Annotated in this window: 22 protein-coding genes; 6 read left to right on the forward strand and 16 right to left on the reverse strand. The window is 64.2% G+C overall.

All coding sequences use genetic code 11. The features are described 5' to 3' along the window. Positions 1 to 5: 5 nt before the first annotated feature. Positions 6 to 953: a peptidylprolyl isomerase gene (locus KIO74_RS12925; protein WP_249730969.1), complete on the reverse strand. Its 948-nt coding sequence runs from the start codon at positions 951 to 953 to the stop codon at positions 6 to 8. A 488-nt stretch (positions 954 to 1,441) separates the two neighbouring features. Between KIO74_RS12925 and secA the strand changes: the two genes are divergently transcribed. After that, positions 1,442 to 4,225, forward strand: a complete 2,784-nt coding sequence (gene secA / locus KIO74_RS12930; protein WP_213332369.1) for a preprotein translocase subunit SecA — start codon at positions 1,442 to 1,444, stop codon at positions 4,223 to 4,225. 192 nt (positions 4,226 to 4,417) lie between these two features. Here secA and KIO74_RS12935 read toward each other — a convergent pair whose 3' ends face one another. The 4 genes from KIO74_RS12935 to KIO74_RS12950 form a co-directional block, all read right to left on the reverse strand. Beyond that, positions 4,418 to 5,158 (reverse strand): lytic transglycosylase domain-containing protein, encoded by a 741-nt coding sequence (locus tag KIO74_RS12935; protein WP_249730970.1) that lies wholly within the window; start codon positions 5,156 to 5,158, stop codon positions 4,418 to 4,420. A gap of 290 nt (positions 5,159 to 5,448) precedes the next feature. Further along, positions 5,449 to 6,879, reverse strand: coding sequence for a L,D-transpeptidase family protein (locus KIO74_RS12940; protein WP_213332370.1), 1,431 nt, complete (start codon positions 6,877 to 6,879; stop codon positions 5,449 to 5,451). Positions 6,880 to 7,057: 178 nt separating this feature from the next. Then, the gene (locus KIO74_RS12945; protein ID WP_213335148.1) at positions 7,058 to 8,011 is read right to left on the reverse strand and encodes an acetyl-CoA carboxylase carboxyltransferase subunit alpha; all 954 of its coding nucleotides are present in this window, start codon (positions 8,009 to 8,011) and stop codon (positions 7,058 to 7,060) included. 189 nt (positions 8,012 to 8,200) lie between these two features. Next, complete coding sequence (locus KIO74_RS12950; RefSeq protein WP_213332371.1) at positions 8,201 to 8,980, reverse strand: class I SAM-dependent methyltransferase; 780 nt, start codon at positions 8,978 to 8,980, stop codon at positions 8,201 to 8,203. A gap of 215 nt (positions 8,981 to 9,195) precedes the next feature. Here KIO74_RS12950 and gloB point away from each other — a divergent pair, with 215 nt between their 5' ends. Beyond that, complete coding sequence (gloB, locus tag KIO74_RS12955; RefSeq protein WP_213332372.1) at positions 9,196 to 9,963, forward strand: hydroxyacylglutathione hydrolase; 768 nt, start codon at positions 9,196 to 9,198, stop codon at positions 9,961 to 9,963. A 159-nt stretch (positions 9,964 to 10,122) separates the two neighbouring features. On the opposite strand, the gene yddG is transcribed toward gloB, so the two are convergent. From yddG to KIO74_RS12970, 3 genes are all read right to left on the reverse strand, one after another. Further along, positions 10,123 to 11,016 (reverse strand): aromatic amino acid exporter YddG, encoded by an 894-nt coding sequence (gene yddG, locus KIO74_RS12960; RefSeq protein ID WP_213335151.1) that lies wholly within the window; start codon positions 11,014 to 11,016, stop codon positions 10,123 to 10,125. A 162-nt stretch (positions 11,017 to 11,178) separates the two neighbouring features. Continuing rightward, a complete protein-coding gene (phbB, locus tag KIO74_RS12965; protein WP_213332373.1) occupies positions 11,179 to 11,907 on the reverse strand; it encodes an acetoacetyl-CoA reductase in 729 nt (242 codons plus the stop codon). Between the two features lie 134 nt (positions 11,908 to 12,041). Next, complete coding sequence (locus KIO74_RS12970) at positions 12,042 to 13,220, reverse strand: acetyl-CoA C-acetyltransferase (protein ID WP_213332374.1); 1,179 nt, start codon at positions 13,218 to 13,220, stop codon at positions 12,042 to 12,044. Positions 13,221 to 13,504: 284 nt separating this feature from the next. On the opposite strand from KIO74_RS12970, the gene phaR reads away from it, so the two are divergent. Then, on the forward strand, positions 13,505 to 14,095 hold the full coding sequence (phaR, locus tag KIO74_RS12975) for a polyhydroxyalkanoate synthesis repressor PhaR (protein ID WP_213332375.1): 591 nt from the start codon (positions 13,505 to 13,507) through the stop codon (positions 14,093 to 14,095). Between the two features lie 150 nt (positions 14,096 to 14,245). On the opposite strand, the gene KIO74_RS12980 is transcribed toward phaR, so the two are convergent. The 3 genes from KIO74_RS12980 to mtgA form a co-directional block, all read right to left on the reverse strand. Then, positions 14,246 to 15,619, reverse strand: a complete 1,374-nt coding sequence (locus KIO74_RS12980; protein WP_213332376.1) for a bifunctional diguanylate cyclase/phosphodiesterase — start codon at positions 15,617 to 15,619, stop codon at positions 14,246 to 14,248. Between the two features lie 311 nt (positions 15,620 to 15,930). After that, the gene (gene rpmF / locus KIO74_RS12985) at positions 15,931 to 16,116 is read right to left on the reverse strand and encodes a 50S ribosomal protein L32 (RefSeq protein WP_213332377.1); all 186 of its coding nucleotides are present in this window, start codon (positions 16,114 to 16,116) and stop codon (positions 15,931 to 15,933) included. Positions 16,117 to 16,317: 201 nt separating this feature from the next. After that, positions 16,318 to 17,052 (reverse strand): monofunctional biosynthetic peptidoglycan transglycosylase, encoded by a 735-nt coding sequence (gene mtgA, locus KIO74_RS12990; protein WP_502762111.1) that lies wholly within the window; start codon positions 17,050 to 17,052, stop codon positions 16,318 to 16,320. 207 nt (positions 17,053 to 17,259) lie between these two features. Here mtgA and KIO74_RS12995 point away from each other — a divergent pair, with 207 nt between their 5' ends. Continuing rightward, complete coding sequence (locus KIO74_RS12995) at positions 17,260 to 18,189, forward strand: polyprenyl synthetase family protein (RefSeq protein WP_213332379.1); 930 nt, start codon at positions 17,260 to 17,262, stop codon at positions 18,187 to 18,189. Between the two features lie 14 nt (positions 18,190 to 18,203). Here KIO74_RS12995 and KIO74_RS13000 read toward each other — a convergent pair whose 3' ends face one another. The 3 genes from KIO74_RS13000 to KIO74_RS13010 form a co-directional block, all read right to left on the reverse strand. Beyond that, positions 18,204 to 20,138, reverse strand: coding sequence for a potassium transporter Kup (locus tag KIO74_RS13000; protein ID WP_213332380.1), 1,935 nt, complete (start codon positions 20,136 to 20,138; stop codon positions 18,204 to 18,206). A gap of 235 nt (positions 20,139 to 20,373) precedes the next feature. Next, positions 20,374 to 21,657, reverse strand: a complete 1,284-nt coding sequence (gene ispG / locus KIO74_RS13005; RefSeq protein WP_213332381.1) for a flavodoxin-dependent (E)-4-hydroxy-3-methylbut-2-enyl-diphosphate synthase — start codon at positions 21,655 to 21,657, stop codon at positions 20,374 to 20,376. Between the two features lie 94 nt (positions 21,658 to 21,751). Further along, positions 21,752 to 22,315, reverse strand: coding sequence for a Fur family transcriptional regulator (locus tag KIO74_RS13010; protein WP_213332382.1), 564 nt, complete (start codon positions 22,313 to 22,315; stop codon positions 21,752 to 21,754). A 478-nt stretch (positions 22,316 to 22,793) separates the two neighbouring features. Here KIO74_RS13010 and KIO74_RS13015 point away from each other — a divergent pair, with 478 nt between their 5' ends. Both KIO74_RS13015 and KIO74_RS13020 read left to right on the forward strand, forming a co-directional pair. Continuing rightward, the gene (locus KIO74_RS13015; protein WP_213332383.1) at positions 22,794 to 23,579 is read left to right on the forward strand and encodes a 3-hydroxybutyrate dehydrogenase; all 786 of its coding nucleotides are present in this window, start codon (positions 22,794 to 22,796) and stop codon (positions 23,577 to 23,579) included. 13 nt (positions 23,580 to 23,592) lie between these two features. Continuing rightward, positions 23,593 to 24,477 carry an HpcH/HpaI aldolase/citrate lyase family protein gene (locus KIO74_RS13020; protein WP_213332384.1) on the forward strand — a complete coding sequence of 295 codons (885 nt, stop codon included), beginning with the start codon at positions 23,593 to 23,595 and terminating at the stop codon, positions 24,475 to 24,477. Positions 24,478 to 24,540: 63 nt separating this feature from the next. Here the strand turns inward: KIO74_RS13020 and ppa are convergent, their stop codons facing one another. Together ppa and KIO74_RS13030 are read right to left on the reverse strand one after the other, a co-directional pair. Then, complete coding sequence (ppa, locus tag KIO74_RS13025; RefSeq protein WP_213332385.1) at positions 24,541 to 25,077, reverse strand: inorganic diphosphatase; 537 nt, start codon at positions 25,075 to 25,077, stop codon at positions 24,541 to 24,543. A gap of 170 nt (positions 25,078 to 25,247) precedes the next feature. After that, a complete protein-coding gene (locus KIO74_RS13030) occupies positions 25,248 to 25,754 on the reverse strand; it encodes a GNAT family N-acetyltransferase (protein ID WP_213332386.1) in 507 nt (168 codons plus the stop codon). Between the last annotated feature and the right edge of the window lie 58 nt (positions 25,755 to 25,812).

Genomic DNA, 25,812 nt, shown 5'->3' on the forward strand with positions numbered 1-25,812 from the left:
TCCAATCAGGGCTTCTTGGGCTCGGCGGGCGTTGCCGGGGCCGGCGCGCCGGGCGTAGGAGCGGGCGCCGCCGGCGGCTCGTCGAGACGCTCGATCTTCGCATCCTTGCGCAGGGAAACGATGATGTCCTGCTGGGCCTTCTGCGCGAGGTAGCTGTCGACCTGCTCCTTGACCTCGTCGAAGGTGGGGACAGGCTTTTCGCGCTTTTCCTCGACCTTGATGACGTGCCAGCCGAACTGGCTCTTCACCGGCGCCGAGATCTCGCCCGGCTTGAGCTTGAACGCGGCCTCGGCGAATTCCGGCACCATCCGGTCCTTGGTGAAGAAGCCGAGATCCCCGCCTTCCTTCGCCGAGCCGGGATCCTTCGACACCTCGGCGGCGACCTTCGTGAAGTCCTCGCCGGCCTTGAGGCGCGCTTCGATCTTCTTGGCGTCAGCCTCGTTCTCCACGAGGATGTGGCGGGCGCGCACCTCTTCCTCAGGCTTCATGCCCTTGACCGTATCCTCGTAGAGGGCCTTGGCCGCCTCGGGTGTCGCCGCCTTCTTCACCTCGGCCGCAAGGTAGTCATCCAGCAGCACCTTGTCCCGGAAGTAGGCCAGCCGGCGCGCGAAGTCCGGCGTGTCGCCGATCTTGGCCTTTTCAGCCGCCTGCGCGAGGATCTTCATGTCGATGAGGTAGTTCAACAGATAGGTCCGGCGCTGGGCTTCCGGCATGGCCGGCAGCCGGTCCCCCAGATCCTCGCTGGCCACGTCGAGATCCCGCTGCGTGATCGCCACGCCGTTCACAGTGGCAAGCGGCTTGTCCGGGTTCGCAGCGGAAGCGGCCGGCGCGGCAGGTTGAGCCGCCGGGGCCGCGGCGCCCTGGGCCAAGGCGGGAACGGAAAGCGCGCCCACGCCTGGCAATCCCATCAGGGCGGTGGCGGCTGTGGTGAGAAAGAAGCGACGAAGGTTCATGGGTGCTTCCGCGATGCGACCAGGGGCCGATGGAGGGCTGGCAGCCGCAGGAACGGCGTCAGCCTTTTGAGCTTAAGTGGCTTGCATGAGTGGCCGAAGCCGCGTTGCTTGGCAAGACCTTTTGGCAAGACCTTTAGTTGGCGGAAGCCTCTGGTATGGCACGGGCTCGTTGACATCCCGCCCAGCATTGCGACCACCGGGCCGCGAGCCGGCGCCTATATATATATAGCGCCACAAGGCTTGTTTGGCAGTAACCGGGTTGACAGATCCTCGTGATACACCCATTTCGCCGAACAGCACGGGGCTTCGCCGCTTCGAAACATCGGCGTGCGATATGGGCGAAATCAAGGTCGGCGCGATAAAGTCGATCGCGCGGCGCCCATGTCCCCGCTGTTGTGCTGGACCCGGCGCCCCTTGGGGGTTAATCGTGTGACCGACGGCGCGGGATGCCTTCCCGTGCCGGAATTGATCGTCCGGAAAGAATCTCGATGCTCGGCGCTATTGCGAAAAAAATATTCGGTTCTGCCAACGACCGTCGCCTGAAGACCTATACGGCCAAGGTCCAGGCCATCAACGCGCTTGAGCCCGAACTCACGGCCCTCTCTGATGAGCAGCTTCGCGCCCGGACCGAGGAATTCCGCCAGCAGCTCGCAGCCGGCAAGACACTCGACGATTTGCTCGTTCCAGCTTTCGCGACCGTGCGCGAGGCCGCCAAGCGCGTGCTCGGCCAACGGCATTTCGATGTGCAGCTCATCGGCGGCATGGTGCTTCACGAAGGCGCGATCGCCGAGATGCGCACCGGTGAAGGCAAGACCCTTGTCGCGACGCTGCCCGTCTATCTCAATGCCTTGGCCGGCAAGGGCGTTCACGCGGTGACCGTGAACGACTACCTCGCCAGCCGTGACTCGGGCTGGATGGGCCGTGTCTACCGCTTCCTCGGGCTGACGGTCGGCGTGATCATCCATGGCCTCGACGATGACCAGCGCCGGGAGGCCTATGCCTGCGACATCACCTATGGCACCAACAACGAATACGGCTTCGACTACCTGCGCGACAACATGAAGTATGACCTCGCGCAGATGGTGCAGCGCGGGCACAATTTCGCGATCGTCGACGAGGTCGACTCGATCCTGGTCGACGAAGCGCGCACGCCTCTGATCATTTCCGGGCCGCTCGACGACCGCTCCGATCTCTACAACGCCATCGACGTGCTGATCCCGAAGCTCAAGCGGGAGGACTACGATCTCGACGAGAAGCAGCGCGCGGTCTCGCTGACCGAGAGCGGCAATGAGCACATCGAGGAGTTGCTGGAAGGCGCGGGCCTCCTGAAGGAGGGCTCCCTCTACGACGCCGCCAACGCGACGCTTGTTCACCACGTCAACCAGGCGCTGCGCGCCCACACCCTGTTCCAGCGCGATAAGGACTACATAGTCCGCAACGACGAGGTGGTCATCATCGACGAGTTCACCGGCCGCATGATGCAGGGCCGGCGCTATTCGGAGGGCCTGCACCAGGCGCTCGAGGCGAAGGAACACGTCCAGATCCAGCCCGAGAACCAGACGCTCGCCTCGATCACCTTCCAGAACTATTTCCGTCTCTATAAGAAGCTCGGCGGCATGACCGGCACGGCCGCGACCGAGGCGGACGAGTTCCTCGACATCTACAACCTGCCCGTGGTGGAAATCCCCACCAACCTGCCGGTCAAGCGCATCGACGAGGATGACGAGGTCTACCGGACCGACGGCGAGAAATACAAGGCGATCGCCCGCGACATCATGGAGGCGGCCGAGAAGGGCCAGCCGGTTCTCGTCGGCACGACATCGATCGAAAAGTCGGAGGTGCTCGCCAACTTCCTCTCCCAGACGGGCTACAAGCACATCGATTTCAGCAAGCCCGACGCCCTGAAGCCGGTGTTCGAGGCCGCCCGGACCGGCAAGTCATCCAAGCATTTCGCGGTGCTGAACGCGCGCTTCCACGAACTGGAAGCCTTCATCGTCGCCCAGGCGGGCGTTCCCGGCGCCATCACCATCGCCACCAACATGGCCGGCCGCGGCACGGATATCCAGCTTGGCGGCAATGCCGACATGCGGCTGGAGCAGGAACTGGCGGACTTGCCGGAAGGCGAGGAGCGGGCCGCCCGCGAGGCCGAGATCCGCGCCGAGATCGCCAGGTTCAAGGAACGGGCGCTGGCAGCCGGCGGCCTCTACGTCATCGGCACCGAGCGCCACGAGAGCCGGCGCATCGATAACCAGCTGCGCGGCCGCTCCGGCCGCCAGGGCGACCCCGGGCGCTCGAAGTTCTTCCTGTCGCTCGAAGACGACCTGATGCGCATCTTCGGCTCGGGCCGCATGGACACCATGCTGCAGCGTCTTGGCCTGAAGGAGGACGAGGCGATCGTCCATTCCTGGATCAACAAGGCGATCGAGAAGGCCCAGGGCAAGGTCGAAGCGCGCAACTTCGACATGCGCAAGAACATCCTGAAATACGACAACGTGATGAACGACCAGCGCAAGGTGGTCTTCGAGCAGCGTCGCGATTTCATGGCCCAGGAGTCGGTGCGCGAGACCATCGACGAGATGCGCCACGGCGTCGCCGAGGAGCTTGTCACGCGTCATATCCCGGAGAACTCCTACCCAGAGCAGTGGGATGTCGCCGGCCTCGCCGAAGCGATCACCAACGAGCTCAACATCACCGTTCCGGTCGAGGACTGGGCGAAGGAAGAGGGCATCGCGGACGACGAGATCCGGGACCGCCTCAAGGCTGCCGTCGACGCCGCCTATACGGAGCGCGTCGAGAAGAACACGCCCGAGGTGATGAATTACGTCGAGAAGCAGGTGCTGCTGCAGACCCTAGACCATCTCTGGCGCGAGCATCTCGCCACGCTTGACCATCTGCGTCAGGTCATCGGCTGGCGTGGCTACGCCCAGCGCGATCCGCTGAACGAATACAAATCCGAGGCCTTCCAGCTCTTCGATGGCCTCATCGGCCGGCTCCGCGAGCAGGTGACGACACAGCTGATGCGGGTCGAGGTGATGTTCTCGCCGCCCCCCGAGGCCGAGCTGCCGCCGATGGAAGCCCACCACCTCAATCCGTTCAGCGGCGAGGAGGAGATGGCGGGCTACGGCGATACGCTCGTGGCCTCCCGGCCCCAGGCCGAAGCCGTCGCGGTGGACCCCGCCGACCCGTCAACCTGGGGCAAGGTCGGCCGCAACGATCCCTGCCCTTGCGGCTCGGGCAAGAAATTCAAACATTGCCACGGGCGGTTCATCTGAGCGATCGCCCGGCGCGGGTCGCTTCTCCCTGTCAGGAGAGGTCGTGCGCGCATCGTCCGGGTGGGGGCTTTACGGGTATTCGTCGTAACCCTCACCTGTCCCTCCCTCATCGGGAGAGGGGACGCAAGCGACTGGCGTCGCATTCCCCGTTTCCGCTCGTTTCTGGATATCCAACCGCGCCCGGCGCGTGGCTCACTGCATGATGCGTAGAGTCGAAGAGCCAACCTTGGTGAGGTTGCGCATACGGGAATCGTAGGTAGCCCAGTTCACCCGGCTCTTGCGGCGTCCTGTCTTTCCGCGCGCGACGGGGCCGATCGCCCCGACGACCGGATCGCCGAAGGTCGGGGTCGGCACCTCCCCCGTGACGGGATAGCCCTGGGCGGTCAGGATCGCACGGACACGCTGGCAATAGTGCACCGAGCGATAGGAGAAGCGTGTCTCCCCGTGGCCCGCGCGGTATTTCATGACCGTCGTGCAGATATCGCCGCCCGCCAGCCTCCAGGCGCCCGTGAGATAGGTGATGCCGTAGCGGATGTTCGTGGCGGGCTCGGCGAGCTCCGCGAGCGAGCCGCTGAAGCCGAGCATCCGTGCAGTCGAAGGCAACACCTGCATCAGCCCGACTTCTCCATAACTGCCTGACGCAGAAATGTTATAGGCGCTCTCGACCTCCGCGACCGCGTCGGCGATCTGAGGCGGCAAGCCTGATTTCAACGCCTGCTCGCGGACGAGCGCCCGCAATCGCACCTTGTCCCGACCGGGTGATGGAACGGAGGCTTCCGGCGTTGCGGGCTTTGGCGCGGGCGCAACCGCGGCCTCGGCCGGCGTCGCTACCGGCTTGGGCGCCTGACCGTTCTCGGGCGCGGCAAGCGCTTGCCCCATCGCGAGGACAGCGACGGTTAAAGCTGCGACGGGGACACCGGTCCTGACCACCATGGAGCTGTTCCTCTTGCCGGAAACGCCGGCCGGGAGCGACAAGGCACAGTCTGTCATGCGCCATAAGAGCTTATCGTAGTGTGACGGCCAAATATAAATTCATTGGAAACACGACCCAAAAGCTTACCGCCGCGGACAGAACGCGACAGGCACGCGCGCCATATCCTCTCCAAAGATAAGGGCAGCTTCAGGGACACGGCCAAGGCTACGCCCTGGGCGAAGCGCCAAAGGAAAAGGCCGCCGTCAATCGACAGCGGCCCGAAGATTCCTCGTCAGACGTGCCTGCCGGCTTAGAACAGGGAGAGCGGCCACACACTGCGCGATGATGCCTCGTTTGCATCCTTCGCGGGCAATTCCGCGCGTTTGTCGGTTGATGTCGTCTTTCCACTGTTGGACGACTGCTGCCGCTGCGGAGGCAGCGGAGCCGCGGCGGGCACCGTCTGCGAGATGGCCTCTGCCGCCGGCGCCGCAGGTTTCGTGGGCGCGTCCGCCCAGGACATCACGCGCTGGAACAATGACTTCTTCGGAGCAACGCTCTCACCCGCCCCGACAGCGGCGAGAACCGGCGCAGGCGTTGTCGCCTCGTCACGCACCGTCGACGATGTCGATACCACGTCGGCTACCGCCGGCTTGGCCGCGGGCGCCATCGAAGCGACGGCTGTCACAGGCTGCGCCGCCTTTGGCGCGACGCCCTCCTCCAGCACGATTTCCTCCGGCCCGTTCATCAGCGCTTCCGGACGGCTCACGTTCTCGAGGGGCCTCGCGCTGCTGCGCGCGGCGAACATCATGACGCCGCCATCCGAACCGCCGAAGCCGTTGGACGCAGAGCTGAAGGACTTATGCTGCCCGCCATCCTGATAAACCAGGCGGACGGCCGAGGTGCCCGAGCGCACCAGCTCGGCGACCTTAGCGTCATCCCGGTGCTGCTTCGCCTTCACGGCCGAAGCCACGGCCTCGTCCTCGCGCAGGGTGGGGCAAGCCGCAACGGGATCGAGCCGGATGCCGCTCGCTGAGACGGCGTTGAAGACATACTGGCGACCGCAGACGCCGACCTTCGGCTCCTCGCGCGTCACCTCGAAATTGTCGGAACCGCGCTTCAACATCTGCCAGAAGGCGATATTGGGATCCTTGCGGTGCTTGGCCATGTTCTCCGGGGTCATCCGGAAGGGATAGGCCTGGAACTGGAAGGAACGCTGACCGCCGCCGAAGGCCTCGCGGCCAAGCGCGTAGATTTCCGCAATCTGCTCATCCGTCATGGAATAGCAGCCGCGCGACGAGCACGCGCCATGCACCATGAGGAAGGACCCGGTGCGGCCGTTCGCCCGGTCATAGGCGTTGGGGAAGCCGGTGTCGAACGAGAGGAAGAACTGCGAGTTCGGATTCATCTGCGCCGGCGTGATATTGTAGAAGCCTTCCGGCGCCTGCCGGTCGCCCTCGCGCACCTTCGGGCCGAGCTGACCCGACCAGCGGCAGATGGGATAGGTCTTCAGAAGCGCGTAACGGCCCGTGTTGTCCTTCTTCCAGACCTCAAGCTCCGCCTCCTTCTTATAGGCGCGGATGAGAATGGGAGAAGACTTTGTCATGCCCTTCTCGGACATGAGCGCCAGCGTAGCAGCGGGCAGCGGAGCGTTTGCACGGGCGCTGCGATTGTAGCCGTTCCCGTCCTGGCAGGAGGCGAGGCCTAATCCCACGACGGCGATCAATGCGACGCGCTTGAACATCAGCCATCCAATCATTCGACCGGTCAAAAATGTCACCGGTTGTTAGCTTTTACGCTCTGAAGCGTTACCCCAATCTTACCAAATTATGGCAGACCGGTGGCACCTCACAGGTCGGCACGCGAACGAACTGACGACTCGGCTCCATCTTTTCGTCACTTTAGACGGAATCAGACGGGTTTCACAACCGTCTGCCGATCGCCAGGAATTTGTCAGCCCGGCGGTCGCGGACCTCCTCGGGAGAGAGGCCCGCGAGATCCTGGAAACTGGCCGCGATGGCGTCGCCGGTTGCCGCGATCGCCTGGGTCGCATCCCGATGCGCGCCGCCTGACGGCTCGGCGATGATCGCATCGATCACACCGAATTTCAGGAGGTCCTGCGCGGTAATTTTCATGCCGGTGGCGGCATCCTGGGCGCGGGAGGAATCGCGCCAGAGAATGGAGGCCGCGCCTTCCGGCGAGATCACCGAATAGATCGAATGCTCCAGCATCAAGACCTTGTTGGTGGTGGCGAGCGCGATGGCGCCGCCGGAGCCGCCCTCACCGATGATGACGGAAACGCTCGCGGTCGGCAGCGCGAGACAGGCCTCCGTCGAACGGGCAATGGCTTCGGCCTGGCCACGTTCCTCGGCATTGATGCCGGGATAGGCGCCCGCCGTGTCGACGAAAGTGATGACCGGCAGCGAGAAGCGTCCGGCGAGCTCCATGAGGCGTACCGCCTTGCGGTAGCCCTCGGGCTTTGCCATGCCGAAATTGTGGCGGATGCGCTCCTCGGTGTTCGAGCCCTTTTCCTGGCCGATCACGCAGACACTTTCGCCACGGAAGCGACCGAACCCGCCGACGATCGCCTCATCCTCACCGAATTTGCGATCGCCCGCGAGGGGGGTGAAATCGTCGATCAATGCGGCGCAGTAGTCGATGAAATGCGGTCGCTGCGGATGACGTGCAACCAGCGCCTTCTGCCATGGGGTCAGCGCGGCGTAGAGCTCGTCCAAAGCGCGCGAGGCCTTGGCCTCCAACTTGCCGATCTCCTCGCCGATGGCAACGGCATCGCCGGACTGGGCCAACGCTCGCAGCTCCTCGACCTTGGCCTCGAGTTCAGCGACGGGTTTTTCAAAATCGAGATAGCTGCGCATCAACTCACAATAGGGGTCAGCAAAGCCCTTCAACACCCCGAGATCGAAGGGCCGAACACAGCCTCCGTCTAAGGGGCCGGCGAAGGCCGGACCTTGGCGTCAGGAGGGCTGCAAGTCAATATCCCGGCCGGAGTGAATATCCCGGACCACGCGCAGCATCCGTGCGCCACCGCACCAATGCGGCACCGCTCATGTCGGAACGTCGGGGCTTCGGCACGCGCCCGGCACGCGTCCCGTGGGGACCGGGGGGCCGGGCGTCGGCAGGAGAACCGGGCTGAGGCTTCGTGAGCGACGGACTTTGCGGACCGTGACAGGCCGGTGGAGTTGCTTGGTCGCCTCCATCACGTGGACACCCGCGAAGGGAAGCGAAAGCCGGGCGCCGGCCCGTTCCCAGGCCACCGCGGCCCGCAGGAACAGGCGGCCGCGCAGGGGCGGCACATAGAGCGCCTCTCCCCAGTTCTCAGGCGAAAACAGGCTGCGTCTGAGCAGCCCCGTCAGCTGCGAGCGGCTGTAGGGCAGGCCTTGCCCGAAGGGCGTGGTATCCATGCGCGCCCAAAGACCGCGCCGGTTGGGCACCACCACGATCATCCGCCCGCCCGGCGTCAGGATGCGCCACACTTCCGATAGCAGGTCCTCCGGCGCATCGCTCGTCTCCAGCGCATGCACGATGATGACACGATCCATCGACGCATCGAGCAGCGGCTGCATGGCCGGGTCCACGAGCGCTGACGAGGAAATGCCGTTCGGCGGCCAGTTCACCACCCCTTGCATGGCGGGCATGAAGGCGAGCGTCCGTTCCATGCGCGGGCGGAAGGGCGCGAGATAGGGTGTCGCATAGCCGATACCGAGAAGCCGCTGGCGCGGCATGTCGCCCCACAGGCTGTCGATGGCACGGCCCACCAACCGGCGCGCGACCACGCCGAGCGGCGTCGCGTAGAAGCTCTTCAGATCGACGACATCGACAGGCATGGCCTCTCCCGCATTCCCTGGAGGTTGCCAGGGACGCTCCAGGCTATCAATGGGGGCCGCGCCCGCCATGCGCAAGTGACAGGATGGCCTTGCCCTCCACCGCACATATCGCCATTTTCGGCGCTGAGACCGCGAGGCATCATCGCGGCCGTGATAGCTACCCGCGCTACCGGCGCGATTTCCCAGCCCCCCTTCGCCAACCCATGAGGTCGCCGATGCCCGCCCTGATCGAGGTCTTCCCCTGCCGCAGCGACAACATCGGTGTGCTCATCCATGATCCCGCGACCGGCGCGACGGCCGCTATCGATGCGCCGGAAGCCGACCCCATCCTTGAGGTCCTCGCTGCCAAGAACTGGTCCCTGACCGATGTCCTGGTAACGCATAAGCACGCCGACCACGTTGAGGGTATCCTGCCACTCAAGGATCGCTATGACCTTCGCGTCACCGGTCCGGGCGCCGAGGCCGGCGACATTCCCGGCCTCGACGTGGCCGTGCGCGAAGGCGACAGGGTGAGGGTCGGCACGCTCGAAGCCAAGGTCATCGCCACGCCCGGGCACACCGCCGGCCACATCGGCTACTGGTTTGAGAAGGACGAGATGCTGTTTGCGGGCGACACCCTGTTCGCACTCGGCTGCGGTCGTCTTTTCGAGAATTCGCCCGAGGAGATGTGGCAATCCTTGCAGAAGCTCGCAGCCCTGCCGGATGCGACGCGGCTTTACTGCGGCCACGAATACACGCAATCCAACGCGCGCTTCGCTCTCACCGTCACGCCCGATGATCCGGCGTTGCAAAAGCGTGCCGCCGCTATCGACGCGATCCGCGCCGCCGGCAAACTTACCATTCCCGTGACGCTCGGCGAGGAAAAGGCCACGAACCCCTTCCTGCGCGCCAATGAGCCGACGCTGGCGAAAGCCGTGGGTTTGGAAAACGGGCGCGCTGCTGATGTCTTCGCCGCGCTTCGGCGCTGGAAGGACAAATTCTAGAGCGCGTTTCGATCTGATTGCATCAGATCGGCGCTCCAACCTTTGTTATTTCAGGCATAATTTTATCGACCCTCGTTTCACTCCGGTCGGATTATGCTCTGAGGCTGAGGTCTCGGTGACGCGCGGCGTCGCCACCCGTGCGCGGCCGATGGGGCGGGATCAGCTTTGCCGGCTACGCACAGGCCTTGCCCGTCGCGCCGGGCGGGAGGCAACGAAAGCCCCGAAGACGATCAACGCGCAGGCGATCGCCAGCGCGATGCTGGCCTCGGCAAAGCCGGACAGGACCAAGAGCAAGGTCGAGATGACAGGCGTCGCATAGGCGGCGACACCGAGGAAGCCGATGTCGCCCCGCTTCACGCCGAAATCCCAGCAATAAAAGGCAGCGCCCAACGGCCCGATGCCGAGCAGGACTACTGCCAGCCATTGCGACCAGAATTCTGGCCACACCGTCACCTCGAACGCGAGATGGCACAACGCGCTGAGCAACGAAGTGGCAAGGCAGAAACCGGCGACCGCGTCCGTCGGGACGGTTCCGAAAGCCCTCGACGACAAGGAATAGATCGCCCAGATCACGGCCGCGCCCAGGGCCGCGAGATAGCCCGGGACATAGGCGCCGCTGAAGGACAGGTCCTGCTTGCTGAAGATGAGGACAAGGACACCACCGAAGCCGAGGATCGCACCCAGAACCTGCGCCGGCCGCAGCTTCTCGCCCGGGAGCAACGCCGCGAACAGGACGATGAGCAAGGGCCACAGGTAGTTGATGAGGCCCGCCTCGGCCGGCGGCGCAATGCGCAGCGCGGCAAAATAGAGAGCGTGATAGCCGAAAAGCCCGCTGACTCCGACAAGCCAAACCCGCAATGGCTGGCGCAGCGCGGCGATGCCGGTGGGCTTGACGATCCACGACGCGCAGCCGAGAAGGCCGCCGAGGGCAAAGGTCATCGCCGCGAGTTGGAACGGCGGCACGTTTCCGGAGGCCGCCGTCAAGGCGGCAAGAAGTGACCAGAGAGCGATGGCCCCCAAGCCGATCCGGGTCGCCCCCGTCAACGCGATCATGCCTGCCACCCCAGCGATCCCTGCGCCTGGAGCGCAGCGCTGCCAGCCGGATCTGGCTGAGAACAAAATGCTCCAGATTCAACGCGATAGAAAAGCGTCGGCACGCAAAGCCGCTCGCAATTTTTGCGCGTCGACGCTCCAGTGTGGCTTATGCATCAAGGGTCAACCGTTGGCTATATATTGGGCACCATTGATGGTCAGAACCGAGCCCGTCATGAACGCGGCCTTGTCCGACGCGAGGAACGCGACGGCAGCGGCGATTTCCTCGGCCTTGCCGAGCCGGCCAGCAGGGATGCCCGAAACGATCTTGGCGAGCGTGTCAGCCGGAACGGCCGCCACCATTTCGGTGTCGACGTAACCGGGGCAAATGCAGTTGACCGTGACGCCCTTAGGCGCGTTCTCAAGCGCGAGCGCTTTGGTGAAACCGATGATGCCGGCCTTCGCGGCCGAATAGTTCACCTGACCGACCTGCCCCTTCTGGCCGTTGATCGAAGAAATATTGATGATCCGGCCGAATCCGCGTGAGCGCATGCCATCGATCACGGGCTTGGTCATGCAGAACATGCTGTTCAGATTGGCATGGATCACCGCCGACCACTGCTCATAGCTCATGCGGTGGAACATGCCGTCCCGGGTAATACCGGCATTGTTGACCAGAATCTCGACCGGGCCGAGATCTTCGGCGACGCGGTTCAAACCAGCCGCGCAGGCCTCGGGATCACCCGCATCCCACTTGTAGGCCTTGATTCCGGTCTCAGCGGTGAAGGCACCCGCAGCCTGCTCATTTCCGGCAAAGGTCGCAGCCACGCTGTATCCTTCAGCATGGAGCGCCTTGGAAATGGCCGCACCGATCCCACGTGTGCCGCCTGTGACCACCGCTACCTTGGACATGAGCACCCTCCCACAATCGATTATTGTGAACGCCAGCCGTCATACACACTCACCATGCCTGGCACCGTCAGTTGCCGGCGCCAGACAGTTTGCGCGATAGCCCTGAAACGGGCCCTCAGTCCGGCCCCGTGAGCTTATCGCTCGACGGTCAAAGCAATCCCCATGCCGCCGCCGATGCAGAGCGTGGCGAGCCCCTTCTTCGCATCGCGCCGAACGAGTTCATGCAGCAGCGTGGTCAGGATGCGCGCACCCGACGCGCCGATCGGATGGCCGATGGCGATGGCACCGCCGTTGACATTGACCTTGCCGGTATCCCAGCCGAGATCGCGATTGACCGCGATGGCCTGCGCAGCGAAGGCCTCGTTCGCCTCGATCAAATCAAGGTCGTCTACCTTCCAGCCCGCCTTGGCGAGGGCCTTGCGCGCCGCTGGAATGGGCCCCGAGCCCATGATTGCAGGCTCCACGCCGGCCGTCGCCCAGGACGCGATCCGCGCCAGCGGCTTCAGGCCGCGCTTCTCGGCAGCCGCGGCGCTCATCAGCACAAGCGCGGCCGCGCCGTCGTTCAGGCCGGACGCATTGGCGGCCGTGACCGTCCCCTCCTTCGAGAAGGCGGGGCGCAGCTTGGCCATAGCCTCGAGCGTCGCGCCGTCACGGATGTATTCGTCCGTGTCGATGACGATGTCGCCCTTGCGCGAGGCGATGGTGACCGGCGCGATCTCATCCTTGAAGCGGCCGGCCTTCTTCGCGGCCTCGGCCTTGTTCTGCGAGGCGACCGCGAAGGCATCCTGCTCCTCGCGGGAAATCTGCCATTTGGTCGCGACATTCTCGGCGGTCACGCCCATGTGATAACCGTGAAAGGCATCCCACAGACCGTCCTTGATCATCGTGTCGACGAACTGGATGTCACCGAACTTGGTGCCGGCGCGCATATGCGCGGCATGAGGCGACAGGCTCATCGATTCCTGGCCGCCCGCGACGATGATGTCCGCATCGCCATTGGCGATCTGCTGCAGCCCGAGCGCGACCGCGCGCAGGCCGGACCCGCAAACCTGATTGAGACCCCAAGCGGTCTTCTCGACGGGGATGCCGGCCTTCATCGCCGCCTGGCGGGCCGGGTTCTGGCCCTCGCCCGCTGCAAGCACCTGGCCCAGAATCACCTCATCCACCTCGCTGGCGGCAACGCCGGCCTTGCCCAGCGCCGCGGTGATGGCGGTGGCGCCCAGCACATGGGCCGGCACCGACGCGAAGGATCCGTTAAACGATCCCACGGGCGTGCGCGCCGCCGCAACAATGACGATATCGTCCGAGGCCATCCTCAGTCTCCTGTTCTGTCCGCGATCCCCGTGAGGTGTCGCAGAGATCTTCTCTTATAGATGCTATTTGGCTGGCGCATTTGACAGGCGTCAAGCATATCAGGTTCACGCCATGGCCGGGGGCCCTCAGTGTGCATTGCAAACAAATGAGTTTCCGATACCCATATAACGTCATATCCTTCCCATGGGAGGAGCTGCGACGCACAAGAGGCTTAAGTAGGCCTAAAGGCTGAAGGTCACAGCCGTTGTAGCTGGGGTTGATAGGGAATCGGACAAAGGCAGCCATGGCGAATGAAACCAAGCCGGTCGTCATCAAGAAATACGCTAATCGACGCCTCTACCACACGGGCAGCAGCACCTATGTGACGTTGGAAGATCTGGCCAACATGGTCAGAACCGGTGAAGATTTCGTCGTCTATGATGCGAAAACGAGCGAGGATATCACTCGCTCGGTATTGACCCAGATTATCTTCGAGGAAGAGAATAAGCACGGTGAACACCTTCTGCCCGTTGCTTTCCTCAGGCAGCTCATCCGCTTCTATGGCGACAGCATGCAGGCGCTCGTACCGCGCTATCTCGAATTCTCTATCGATAACCTGACCCGGGACCAGCAGAAGCTGCGAGAGACGATGAGCCAGACTTTCGGTCCAGCCGCCGCCTTCCAGGCGATGGAGGAGCAGGTTCGCGCCAATATGTCCATGTTCAGCGAGGCGCTGCGTCTCTTCACCCCTTTTTCGGCTGCGCCTGGAATTCAACCCACGCCATCAAGCGCCGCGCCAGCACCGAAATCGCCGACGGACGAGGACGACCTCGGCGAACTGAGGCGTCAGGTGTCGGAAATGCAGGCGAGGCTTGATCGGATCGGCAAGGACTGATCGGAATAGGCCCGGCCCGGTGGAGCCTGCCTCTTGTCAGGGCGGATGTACCGGGCTTTGCCGCTGATAGAGCCGGGCTTGGGGAATCCCGATGCACCGCTAACGATCCATCACGCGTCTTCCGGATTGCCGGAAGCGCTGGGCCAGGACCTAGCTCGCCCGCATATCAATGAGCGGTGGCAGGACGCGGTTACGACGGGCGGTGGAGAGCTGCGGCCCTTCGTCCCACAGGGTGGCGGCGCCGATGTAATCGCCCTGCAGATAGGTCACGCCCCAATCGGCCAGGATCGATGCTGTTTCGCGATCCTCCACCCACTCCGCAACGGTGGCGATGCCTAGATGCTGGGCGAGTTCCACCAGCGTACGCGTGAAGAAGCGATCCTCCCTTGACCGGGAGAGGTTGCACACGAAGCTGCCGTCGATCTTGAGAATATCGACGGGGAAGCTCCGGAGATGTCTGAAGGACGTGTGTCCAGAGCCGAAATCGTCGATCGCGATGGTCACGCCGAGAAGCTTGAGAGTGGCGAGGCGCCCCTGCACGATATGGGGGTCATCGATCGCGGCGGTCTCTGTCAACTCGACGATGAGGCGCTGGGCGACGGATGGATTGGCGCCGAGATGAGCCGTGAAAGCCGCCCATGTATCGTTGGTTCGCAGCGTAAGCGGTGAAATATTGATCGCAAGCCGCTCGGTCGGTGCCTTGATGAGATGGTTCACCGCCAGCTGCAGTACTCGATAGTCGAATAGCGGAATAACACCGTGACGCTCGGCGAGAGGGACAGCTTCAGCCGCGCCCATGATGGTGCCGTCGGCAAGCCTGATGCGCACGAGGGCTTCGTGGAAGGCAATCTCATGCGTCTTGGCGGAGACCACGGGCTGGCCCGCGAGCATGACCTGCTGTTCGTTGAGCAGCCGGACAGGATCGACCAGCGTACCGAGCTCGGCTGAATTGACGACGGCCGGCGCCGCCATCTCTTCATGCGCCATGGTCTGGGTCACGAGCGCAAGGTCGCCGGACCGGTGCACGTCAGCGGATCGCAGCTTGGCCGATCGCAAGGCATCACTGACATTGCGCAGCAATGCCTCCACGCTGCAGCCCTGATCAGGGACCTGCACCGCGCCCATGCGTACTCTGAGCTGGACCGCCCCTCGCCTTGTCGTCGCGGGGGTGGCCTCGACGGCGCGCGCCATGCGCTCGGCGATGCCACGAACCTGAGCCACGGGGCAGCCGCGTAGCAGTACCGCGAAGCGGTTGCTGGCATGGCGAATGATCTGGTCACGGCGACGAGCGACCTTGCCGATGCGCCCGGCAACGATGTTCAGCGCTTCGTCGGCCGCGTCGCTGCCGAACTCACCGTTCAAATCATCGAGATTGTCGAGTGCCAGAACGAGGAGTGTGAACGAAACGCCGCTGCGCACGGCCTCGCTCATGCCTGAAGACAAAGCTTCGGCGAGATGAGCCCAGTTCGTCATCACACCGGCAGCCCCCGCATCTGGCGGGCACTCCGACTGCAGATCCCTCATTTGCGCCTTCTGCGCCATCCGATCCGCCTTGGAGGCCCTGCGACAGGCCGCTCTTTCTTGATCTTGGGAACGGACGCACCGGTTCGCGCTTCCGTACCCTTCGTTCAGGGTCACTATAGCGCATGCTGTTGGGAATTGGTTAATGAAACGTCAAGAAATGAAAGGCTTGCCGCCAAATTTACACAATCTACTATAGCGAGCATCTGGAGCAGATTGCACGCAGGCTCATCGAGGAAGCAGATCGCGCAGGCACCATAAGCAAAAAGCCCGGCAGAGCCGGGCCTTTACGGTAGAAGCAGATCGCTGGGGAGTTAGGCTTCAGCGCGCGGCTTCAGCACCTGACGACCACGGTACATGCCCGTCTTGAGGTCGACGTGGTGCGGACGACGCAGCTCGCCCGAATCCTTGTCCTCGATATAGGTCGGCTGCTTCAGAGCGTCGGCGGACCGGCGCATGCCACGCTTCGATGGCGATGTTTTTCTTTTCGGAACGGCCATGACAAACTCCGCGCGATGAGCCGTGGATAAGCGCGAGCTGCTTCGGGCTCCCGGATCATCCAGCAATCAAAAGGATGCGGGCTTATACAGGGCCTTCCGCGCTCTGGCTAGCCCCTATGGCAGATTTAAACTCAAGACGTGCCGAAAGGACCGTACCTCCCGGCGCTGGCAGCAGAATGACCCCATCGGCCAGACCAACGGTCATAGTCCTGTGCAGCCAATCGTCGCGCCGGGCATGCGCGCACCGATACGGCCGGCATAAACGGACATATAGCGAGTTGGACGCCGGGCGTCGCGCTGCAGCGGGTTTGGCAGGGCTGCCGCGAGCAGGGCCGCCTCGCGACGCGACAACTGCCTCGCCCCCTTGCCGAAATAGTGCCGCGCCGCCGCCTCGGCTCCGAAGATTCCCTCGCCCCATTCAGCGACGTTGAGATAGACCTCCATTGTGCGCGGCTTTCCCCACACCACATCGACCATCATCGAGAGCGGAATTTCGAGACCTTTGCGGATGTAGGATCGCCCGGGCCAGAGGAAGACGTTCTTGACGGTCTGCATCGTGATGGTGGACGCGCCGCGCGCCGGTCCGTCGTCTCCCGCGCCATCCAGGACATCGTTCAACGCCACCCAGTCCACACCGCCATGGCCGCAGAAACGCGCGTCCTCCGCAGCGATAACCGCCCTGACGAGCTCGGGCGACATGCTCTCCAGCGGCACCCATTGCCGATCGACGGGCGCCAGGGAAAACCACCGCCCGATCATCAGCGTCGAGACCGGAGGAACGAAACGATACATGAGCGCGAGGAGGACCGGCAGCGCGAGGACGATGAAGAGAATGCGCCAAACCATCCGGCGAATGGGGAAGCGACGCTTGGACCTGCGTGTTTTCGTCGGGCCCGTGGCAGCCTCCGCTCCATCAGACGTCGCTGCCTTCTGCACGAGCAAGCGAGAACTCCTCCGGTTGTTCATGACCACCGCCGGACACCCGCCAATCGCGAACGCCGCCCTCGGACGATACGATCGTCACTGCAGCTTAGCCTACACGGGCCGCGGAAAAACAGACCGAACTGACGTAAGGGGCTGCAAAATTCCGTCAGGCATGCGAAGGACGGCCATGCGGAATGAGGACAGGCAAGGGAGCAGGGCTTGCAGAAGGACAGCCACGTCGCATTCGCGGATCGCCTGACGCAGGTCGCGGCGGCCGTTGAAAATGCCCTTGCCCGCCACCTCGCCACCGAGCTGCGCGAGGGTGAGATCGCGCGCCCCGAAAGGCTCATGGCCGCGATGCGCCATGCCGTGCTCGGTGGTGGCAAACGGCTGCGCCCGTTCCTGGTCATCGAAGCCGCCCGGCTTCTCGGACGTGACATGGACCATGCGATGAACGCAGCCTGCGCGGTGGAAGTGCTGCATTGCTATTCGCTCGTCCATGACGATTTGCCCGCCATGGATGATGACGACCTCCGGCGCGGGCGACCGACAGTTCATGTCGCCTTCGACGAGGCAACCGCCATTCTCGCGGGGGACGCCCTGCTGACACTGGCGTTCGAACTCGCGGCGACGCCGCACGGCGCCGATGACGCGCGGGTCCATCTTGAACTCGTGCGTGGGCTGGCGCGCGCCGCAGGTCTCGGCGGGATGGTCGGCGGACAGATCCTCGACCTCACGGCCGAGGGACGCTACGGCGATGCCCCGCCTGGTGAAGGTGGCATCCGTACCCTGCAAGCCATGAAGACCGGCGCGCTACTCGCCTTCTCCGTCGAGGCCGGCGCCATTCTCGGCCACGCGACAGCCGGAGAGCGCAGCGCCCTGGTGGCCTATGGCAAGGCCCTCGGCGCGGCCTTCCAGATCGCCGACGACGTGCTCGATCGAGAGGCCGACGCGGTGGCTATGGGCAAGCGCACGGCCAAGGATGCGGACAAGGGCAAGGGAACCCTGGTGGACATTCTGGGCTTGCCAGCCGCCCGCGCTGAGCGGGATGCCATTGCCGCGCAAGCGATCGCGGCGCTGTCGGGCTTCGGCCCACAAGCGGACATCCTGCGCGCCGCCGCGCGTTTCACCGCTGAACGGCGGACCTGATCACACCGGCCTGATCACACTGACACCTGAGTGCCGACCTCGACGACCCGGCCTGTCGGAATCTGGAAGAAGTCCGTCGCGTCACTCGCGTTGCGCGCCAGCGCGATGAAGAGCTTGTCCTGCCAAAGGGGCATGCCGGATTGGGCGGCCGGCCGGATGGACCGGCGCGACAGGAAGAATGACGTCGACATGATGTCGAACTTGAAGCCGAGCTTGCGCAGGATCGCGAGGCCCCGGGGCACGTTCGGCATTTCCATGTAGCCGAATTTCATCTCGATTCGCCAGAAGCTGTCCGTCACACGCTCCATGGCCACACGCTCGGCATTGCCGACGCGGGGCGTATCGGCCGTGCGCACCGTCAGGACGACGTTCTTCTCATGAAGAACCTTGTTGTGCTTCAGGTTGTGCAGCAGGCTCGCGGGTGCCGTGTCCGGATCACTCGTGAGGAAGACCGCCGTGCCCCTGACGCGGTGCGGAGGGCTCTTCTCCAGCATGGCGATGAGCTCAGTGAGCGGTACATCGGTCTTACGGGTTTTGGCGAAGAGGATCGCGCTACCCCTCACCCATGTCCACATGATGAGGATCAGCACAGCCGCCATCATCAGCGGCACGAATCCGCCCGAGAACAGCTTAAGCAGATTGGCGGAGAAGAAGGCGAGGTCGATTGTCAGGAAAGGCGCCATCAGGGCGGACGCCGCGATGAACGCCCAACGCCAGCCCTTCCAGATGAAAACGATGGCCAGGATGCCGTCCACCACCATCGCCCCGAACACCGAGATGCCATAGGCATGCGACAACGCGCTGGACGTCCCGAACATGACGACAAGCAGCAGCACGCCGATCAGAAGCAGTGAATTGACGCGCGGGATATAGAATTGTCCGGAATGCGACGCCGAAGTGAAGCGGATCAGCATGCGTGGCAGTAGGCCGAGCTGGATGGCTTGGCGCGTGAGCGAGAACGCCCCGGTGATCACCGCCTGGCTGGCAATGATCGTGGCCAGCGTCGCCATGCAGATGAAGGGAACCAGGAGCGGCTCCGGCACCATGCGATAGAACGGGTTGTCGGCGGCGGCGGGGTTGCTCAGCACCAGCGCGCCTTGCCCGAAATAGTTGAGCACCAGCGCCGGAAACACGAAGCCGAGCCAAGCCGCTCGTATCGGACCGCGCCCGAAATGCCCAAGGTCGGCGTAGAGCGCCTCGGCACCCGTGACCGACAGACAGACGGCCCCGAGAATGAAAAGCGCGATACCCGGGTGATGCACGAGAAAGGCGATGCCGTGGATCGGATTGATCGCCCGGAACACGTCCGGGTCGTCGGCAATATGGATAAGGCCAAGGCCGGCAAGGCTCAGGAACCACAACGCCATGATCGGCCCGAAGAACGCCGCCACCTTGCCGGTCCCCCGGCTCTGGACCGCGAACAACGCGATCAGGATCACGAGGGTGATCGGCACGACGAAGGGGTCGAGTTCGGGTGTCGTGAGCTTGACGCCCTCCACCGCCGACAGCACCGAGATCGCCGGCGTGATGACGGCGTCGCCGTAAAAAAGCGCCGCCCCCACGGCGCCGAGCATCAGGATGGCCATGCGGCCCTTGCGAATGCTGCGCTGAACGAGCGCCACAAGCGTGAGCGTGCCGCCCTCGCCGTTGTTATCCGCCCTCAGCAGGACCAGCACATATTTGCAGGTCACGACCAGGATGAGAGACCACAGGATGAGAGACAGGACGCCGAGCACGGTTTCCCGCAGCGTCACCGCCGAGCCCCCGGTCGCGACAGCTATCGCCTCGCGCATCGCATAAAGCGGGCTCGTGCCGATGTCGCCGAAGACGACACCCACAGCACCCAGCATCAGGATGGGAAAGGAAGCTGAATGGGATTGGCCTTCGCCTTCATCGCCATCGACGACGTCGGCGCCGTCCCGCTCTCTCAAAGCCGCATCTTTATGCATGGAGACCTGCTCCGGGGTCGGCTTTCAGCAAGGACACCCGAAGGTCGCTCATCTGACCCGAGCCCCTCGGCGCATCTGCGGCGGATGGGAGCCCGCAATGCGTGATGCATCAACGCTCAAGCTTAAACACAGTTCCAACGATTGCCGGCGAACCCACATAGGCACCCCACCCCGTGAAATCGACCGAACCGGTTCTGTGCCTCATGCGGCAGCCCTGCCCTTGGGGGGACACGTGCTATTCGGCCGCACGCCTCTCGCCCATGCCGAAACGCCGCTCGATATAGTCTGATACCAGCGCCTTGAAGTCGGCGGCGAGCGTTGGCCCGCGCAGTGTCATCGCCTTGGCGCCATCGATGAAGACGGGAGCAGCCGGCATCTCGCCCGTTCCTGGCAGCGAAATGCCGATATCGGCATGTTTCGACTCGCCAGGGCCGTTGACGATGCAGCCCATGACCGCGACGTTCAGCGCCTCGACGCCGGGATAGCGCGCCTTCCATTCCGGCATGGACGTGGAAATCCATGTCTGGATGTCACGCGCCAGTTCCTGAAAGACGGTCGACGTGGTCCGCCCGCAGCCAGGACAGGCCGCGACCAGTGGTACGAAGGTGCGGAAGCCCATGGTCTGCAGGAGTTCCTGCGCCGCCTTCACCTCCACCGTGCGGTCGCCGCCGGGCTCGGGCGTGAGCGAAAAACGGATGGTGTCGCCGATACCGTCCTGCAGGAGAATGCCCAGGGCGGCCGAGGAGGCCACGATGCCCTTGGAGCCCATGCCCGCCTCGGTGAGGCCGAGGTGGAGCGCATAATCGGAACGGCGGGCAAGCTCGCGGTAAACCGCGATCAGGTCCTGAATGGCGGACACTTTCGCCGACAGGATGATGCGATTACGCGGCAACCCGATCTCCTCGGCCCGCGCCGCCGACAGAAGCGCGGACTGGATCATCGCCTCCTGGGTCACGGTGCGTGCCGGCAAGGGGCGCGCCGCTATCGCGTTCGCGTCCATCAGGCGGGTCAGGAGTTCCTGGTCGAGTGAGCCCCAGTTGGCGCCGATACGCACGGCCTTGCCGCGCCGCGCCGCTTCCTCGACGATCATCCCGAATTGCCGGTCCTTCTTCTCCTTGAAGCCGACGTTGCCGGGGTTGATGCGATATTTGTCCAGCGCCTCGGCGCAAGCGGGATGGTCCGCCAGCAGCTTGTGGCCGATGAAGTGAAAATCGCCGACGATCGGCACATCGACGCCACGGGCGCGCAATTTGTCCCGGATGTGCGGAACAGCGCGCGCCGCCTCGTCGCGGTCGACCGTGATGCGCACGAGTTCAGACCCCGCCCGCGCCAGCGCGGCGACCTGCGCCACCGTGCCATCGATGTCGGCGGTATCCGTATTGGTCATGGACTGGACAGCGACGGGGGCGCCGCCGCCCACCACCACGTTCCCGACAGTCACCCCCACCGTGCGGTGGCGCGGCCGCGGACCACTCAGTTCAGGCATTGAATCAGGCAGGGCCATCAGGGCGGAACTCATGGGTGGACACTCTTATCCGCCGGGGCGGAGCACTTCAAGACGCAGACGCGATGGGCATGGTGGCTATTGCCCTGGAGGCTATCGCCTTGGAGCCTCACGCCTTCGCACCACAATGGCCACAGAGCCCCGTGATCTCGATCACCTCCGCCCGTGGCGTAAACCGCGCCTTGCGGCGGATGCCCTGCATAGCGGCGCTGAGCTCGGGCGAGGATATCTCGTCCACGCCGCCACAGCTCTCGCAGATCAGGAAGATCACGAGCTCGTCCGCGGCATGCTGATGCGGGCAGGCCACGAAGGCATTCTGCGTGGCGAGCTTGTGAATGAGGCCATGTTCGAGAAGAAAGTCCAGGGCCCGATAGACGGTGATCGGCGCCATGCGACGTTCGTGACGCCGGGCCAGATCCTCCACAAGGTCATAGGCTCCCATGGGGCGATGGGTAGCGAGCAACGTCTCGAGAACCTCACGGCGAATAGGCGTCAGCCGTACGCCCAGCCGCTCGCACAGGGCTTCCGCCGCGGCGAGCGCCTGCGGTGCCTGGGCCGCACGCTCTTGCGCATGATCGCAATCATCCTCGTGGGAATGGCCATGCGCATCGCCATGGACATGCCCCTGATGGCCCGTGTCGCCCGGGTGCTGACCCGTACGGGATGAAGCCATCGTCTCGTGAACCGAATTCTTGGAAATCGTCACTGCCGGCAATCTCACCTCGCTTGCCGTTGCCCCACCCGCCGCTGCCGACCCGCCGCGCCCCTGAATGAGCGGATCGGACCATACCGGCTCGCACCGCCGGGCTCCCGTATCCCAATCACTTGCGTATCATGGACCATACACGATGCGCCAGTGTGGCCGGGATCCCATGCCGCCTCCCCTTACATCGTGACGACCATCGGTAACTTGAAGGGGCCGTGCGACCTCCCTGTGACAACGCCTTCATGCAAGAGTGATAAGGCCACGGCGCTTTGCAGTTGCATCGCAGCATGCGAGTAGTATGGCTTGGCAGATTGCAAGACCTGGCAGCCTGACTTAGGCACTCACTCGGCGGCCTGCAAAAGCTGGCAGCCGATCGGATGCCCTCGAAGAGGCTTCCTTCCCTCGCCTCATGATCACGCTTTGATTTTCCCTGAGGAGTAACATCATGTCACTGAAATCGCGGACGGCTGTCGTGACCGGATCAACGAGCGGCATCGGGCTTGCCATAGCGCGCGCTCTCGCCAGCGACGGTGCCAATGTGGTGATCAACGGTTTCGGCGACGCGGCAGCGATCGAAAAGGAGCGCAGCAGCATCGAGAAGGACTTCGGCGTCAAGGCCGCCTATGTCGCGGCTGATCTCACCAAGGGTGAGGAATGCGCCAAGCTGATCACCGAGGCGGAAAAAACGTTTGGCACGGTCGACGTGCTCGTCAACAACGCCGGCATCCAGCATGTGGCGCCGATCGAGGAGTTTCCGCCGGAAAAGTGGGACATGATCATCGCCCTGAACCTCTCGGCGGCGTTCCATGCCACCCGCGCCGCCGTGCCGGGCATGAAGGCGCGCAAATGGGGCCGCATCATCAATACCGCCTCGGCCCATGCCCTTGTCGCCTCGCCTTTCAAGGTGGCCTATGTCGCGGCCAAGCACGGCATCGCCGGGCTGACCAAGACCGTGGCGCTCGAGACGGCGACCTTCGGCATCACCTGCAACGCCATATGCCCCGGCTATGTCTGGACGCCGCTGGTGGAAAAGCAGATCCCCGACACGGCAAAGGCCCGCGGCATGACGGAAGAGCAGGTAAAGCGCGACGTGCTGCTTGCCGCCCAGCCCACCAAGGAATTCGTGACGGTGGAAGAAGTGGCGGCGCTCGCCCTGTTTCTCGCGTCCGACGCGGCCCGCTCGATCACCGGCTCGCTGCAGCAGATCGATGGCGGCTGGGTCGCCGAATGACGGGCATAGGAGGATGACGCGTCCAGCATCGCAACCGGCGCCGGCCGGCCCGCTGCATTGTGTCCTTTACATGCCGGCCAGCAATCGCCGCGCGATCGAAAAAGCACGGTCGCTCAATGCCGATGCCATCATCCTCGACCTGGAGGACGCGGTCGCGCCCGCCATGAAAGCGGAGGCACGAGGGGCGATGCGTGACGCACTCGACCCTGCCGGCCCGCTGGCCGGCCTTCGCGTCGTCCTGCGCATTAACGGCCTCGACACCGACTTCGGTGCGGATGATGTCGCGGCGCTCGCCTACGCGCCGCGCTGGCCGGATGCGGTCCTCATCCCGAAGGTCTCCAGCCCGGACCATCTCGACAGTGTCGGTACCGCCATGCGCCGGGCGGGAGCGCCGGGCGACTTGGCGCTATGGGCGATGATCGAGACGCCGGCGGCGCTCCTGAACCTCCGCGACATCGTCACAGCGGCGCGGGAAACCGGCCTCGCCTGCCTCGTGGTCGGCGCGAACGATATCGCCAAGGAAACGCGCATGCGCGTGGGGCCAGGCCGCGCGACGCTCCTGCCATTGCTGTCATCCATCGTCGTCGCGGCGCGCGCCGGCGGCCTCACCGTGCTTGATGCGGTCTATAACGCGATCGGAGACGCGGAGGGCTTTGCTGCCGAATGTGCGCAAGGGCGCGACCTCGGCTTCGACGGCAAGACGGTGATCCATCCGAGCCAGATCGCTGCGGCAAAGGCCGCCTTCGCGCCTTCCGCCGACGAGATCGCCGAGGCGGAGGCTATCGTCGCGGCCTTCGCCCTGCCCGAGAACGCGCGTGCCGGCGCCATTTCACTTGATGGGCGGATGGTTGAACGGCTTCATCTCGCCATGGCTGATCGCGTTCTGGCCGAGCGGTAACGCCCCGCCAGCGCGACACGATCCGAGATACAGGAAAAGGGCGCCTGATAAGGCGCCCTTCTCTTACGCGCCCTTCTTGTTCGCGCGCTCGATGGCCTGCCGGATAAGGTCCTTCGCCTCCTCGGCATCGCCCCAGCGCGCGATCTTCACCCATTTGTTGGGTTCGAGATCCTTGTAGTGCTCGAAGAAATGCTCGATCTGCTTAAGCGTGATCTCCGGCAGGTCGCTGTAGTTCTGCACCCGGTCGTAACGCTTCGTCAGCTTGGGCGCGGGAACCGCGATGATCTTCTCGTCGCCACCGGATTCGTCCTCCATCAGGAGGACCCCGACCGGGCGGCAGGCCATGACGGCGCCGGGGATGATCGCGCGCGTATTGGCGATCAGCACATCGCAGGGGTCGCCATCGTCCGACAGCGTGTGCGGAATGAAGCCGTAGTTGCCGGGGTAGCGCATCGCCGTATAGAGGAAGCGGTCCACCACCAGGGTTCCGGCCTCCTTGTCGAGCTCATACTTGATAGGCTCGCCACCGATGGGCACCTCAATCACGACATTGATGGTATCGGGGGGATTGGAGCCGATCTTGACGGCATCGAGACGCATAGGGACCTCTTACGCATTGTTGCATTGCACCATGTCGGCGAGCGTTCATAACCGCCCGCGCCATGGGGCCGCAAGCCCCGAATAGCCAGCCAATCAAATTTGCGCCATGGCGCGAAACGGCATTGCCGCGGTTGCGCGTAGCCCGGCACCGCACGGGCGCCATCCCAGGCCTATGCGAAAGTGAAGGCTACCTTTTCCAGCGTCACACCGCTGAAACGCACCGGTGCCGTGCCGGCACGCCGGCCGCCCAATCGCTCGTAGAACGCGCAGGCCCGTGCATTGTCAGCCAGGGCCCAGACCACGAGGCCCTTGAGGCCACTGGATGCGAGATCGCGACGAGCCGTGGCAAACAGCCGCGTGCCGAAGCCAAGGCCCTGGAACAATGGATCGAGATAGAGCTCGTCGATTTCGCCGCGCTGGGTCATGTTCAACGTGCGGCTCGGGCCGTAGCTGACATAACCGCCGATGCGGTCTCCGAGATCGAGAACGAGAAGAGGACGCTCGCGGCGTATCATCGCGGACCACCAGACCGGTCCGCGCTTGGCGATCATGCGTTCCAGCGCAAGACCCGGGAGGACGCCACGGTAAGCTTCCCTCCAGGCTGCGTCATGCACGTCTGTGAGGCCCGGCACATCGGCGGGGACAGGACGACGGACACTGACGACGAGCTCACCCATGGAGATAATCTAAGGCCATATCGGGGTCTGCGACAAGGGCCGCGAAAGCGGGTAGCTG

It is taken from the genome of Chelatococcus sp. HY11, from assembly GCF_018398335.1.
In the GTDB taxonomy this organism is placed as follows: Bacteria; Pseudomonadota; Alphaproteobacteria; order Rhizobiales; family Beijerinckiaceae; genus Chelatococcus.

Bases quoted from the DNA above. Each gene is read 5' to 3' on its own strand.
- KIO74_RS12925 (WP_249730969.1), bottom strand. From the start codon at position 953: ATGAACCTTCGTCGCTTCTTTCTCACCACAGCCGCCACCGCCCTGATG.
- secA (WP_213332369.1), top strand. From the start codon at position 1,442: ATGCTCGGCGCTATTGCGAAAAAAATATTCGGTTCTGCCAACGACCGT.
- KIO74_RS12935 (WP_249730970.1), bottom strand. From the start codon at position 5,158: ATGGTGGTCAGGACCGGTGTCCCCGTCGCAGCTTTAACCGTCGCTGTC.
- KIO74_RS12940 (WP_213332370.1), bottom strand. From the start codon at position 6,879: ATGTTCAAGCGCGTCGCATTGATCGCCGTCGTGGGATTAGGCCTCGCC.
- KIO74_RS12945 (WP_213335148.1), bottom strand. From the start codon at position 8,011: ATGCGCAGCTATCTCGATTTTGAAAAACCCGTCGCTGAACTCGAGGCC.
- KIO74_RS12950 (WP_213332371.1), bottom strand. From the start codon at position 8,980: ATGCCTGTCGATGTCGTCGATCTGAAGAGCTTCTACGCGACGCCGCTC.
- gloB (WP_213332372.1), top strand. From the start codon at position 9,196: ATGCCCGCCCTGATCGAGGTCTTCCCCTGCCGCAGCGACAACATCGGT.
- yddG (WP_213335151.1), bottom strand. From the start codon at position 11,016: ATGATCGCGTTGACGGGGGCGACCCGGATCGGCTTGGGGGCCATCGCT.
- phbB (WP_213332373.1), bottom strand. From the start codon at position 11,907: ATGTCCAAGGTAGCGGTGGTCACAGGCGGCACACGTGGGATCGGTGCG.
- KIO74_RS12970 (WP_213332374.1), bottom strand. From the start codon at position 13,220: ATGGCCTCGGACGATATCGTCATTGTTGCGGCGGCGCGCACGCCCGTG.
- phaR (WP_213332375.1), top strand. From the start codon at position 13,505: ATGGCGAATGAAACCAAGCCGGTCGTCATCAAGAAATACGCTAATCGA.
- KIO74_RS12980 (WP_213332376.1), bottom strand. From the start codon at position 15,619: ATGAGGGATCTGCAGTCGGAGTGCCCGCCAGATGCGGGGGCTGCCGGT.
- rpmF (WP_213332377.1), bottom strand. From the start codon at position 16,116: ATGGCCGTTCCGAAAAGAAAAACATCGCCATCGAAGCGTGGCATGCGC.
- KIO74_RS13000 (WP_213332380.1), bottom strand. From the start codon at position 20,138: ATGCATAAAGATGCGGCTTTGAGAGAGCGGGACGGCGCCGACGTCGTC.
- ispG (WP_213332381.1), bottom strand. From the start codon at position 21,657: ATGAGTTCCGCCCTGATGGCCCTGCCTGATTCAATGCCTGAACTGAGT.
- KIO74_RS13010 (WP_213332382.1), bottom strand. From the start codon at position 22,315: ATGGCTTCATCCCGTACGGGTCAGCACCCGGGCGACACGGGCCATCAG.
- KIO74_RS13015 (WP_213332383.1), top strand. From the start codon at position 22,794: ATGTCACTGAAATCGCGGACGGCTGTCGTGACCGGATCAACGAGCGGC.
- KIO74_RS13020 (WP_213332384.1), top strand. From the start codon at position 23,593: ATGACGCGTCCAGCATCGCAACCGGCGCCGGCCGGCCCGCTGCATTGT.
- ppa (WP_213332385.1), bottom strand. From the start codon at position 25,077: ATGCGTCTCGATGCCGTCAAGATCGGCTCCAATCCCCCCGATACCATC.
- KIO74_RS13030 (WP_213332386.1), bottom strand. From the start codon at position 25,754: ATGGGTGAGCTCGTCGTCAGTGTCCGTCGTCCTGTCCCCGCCGATGTG.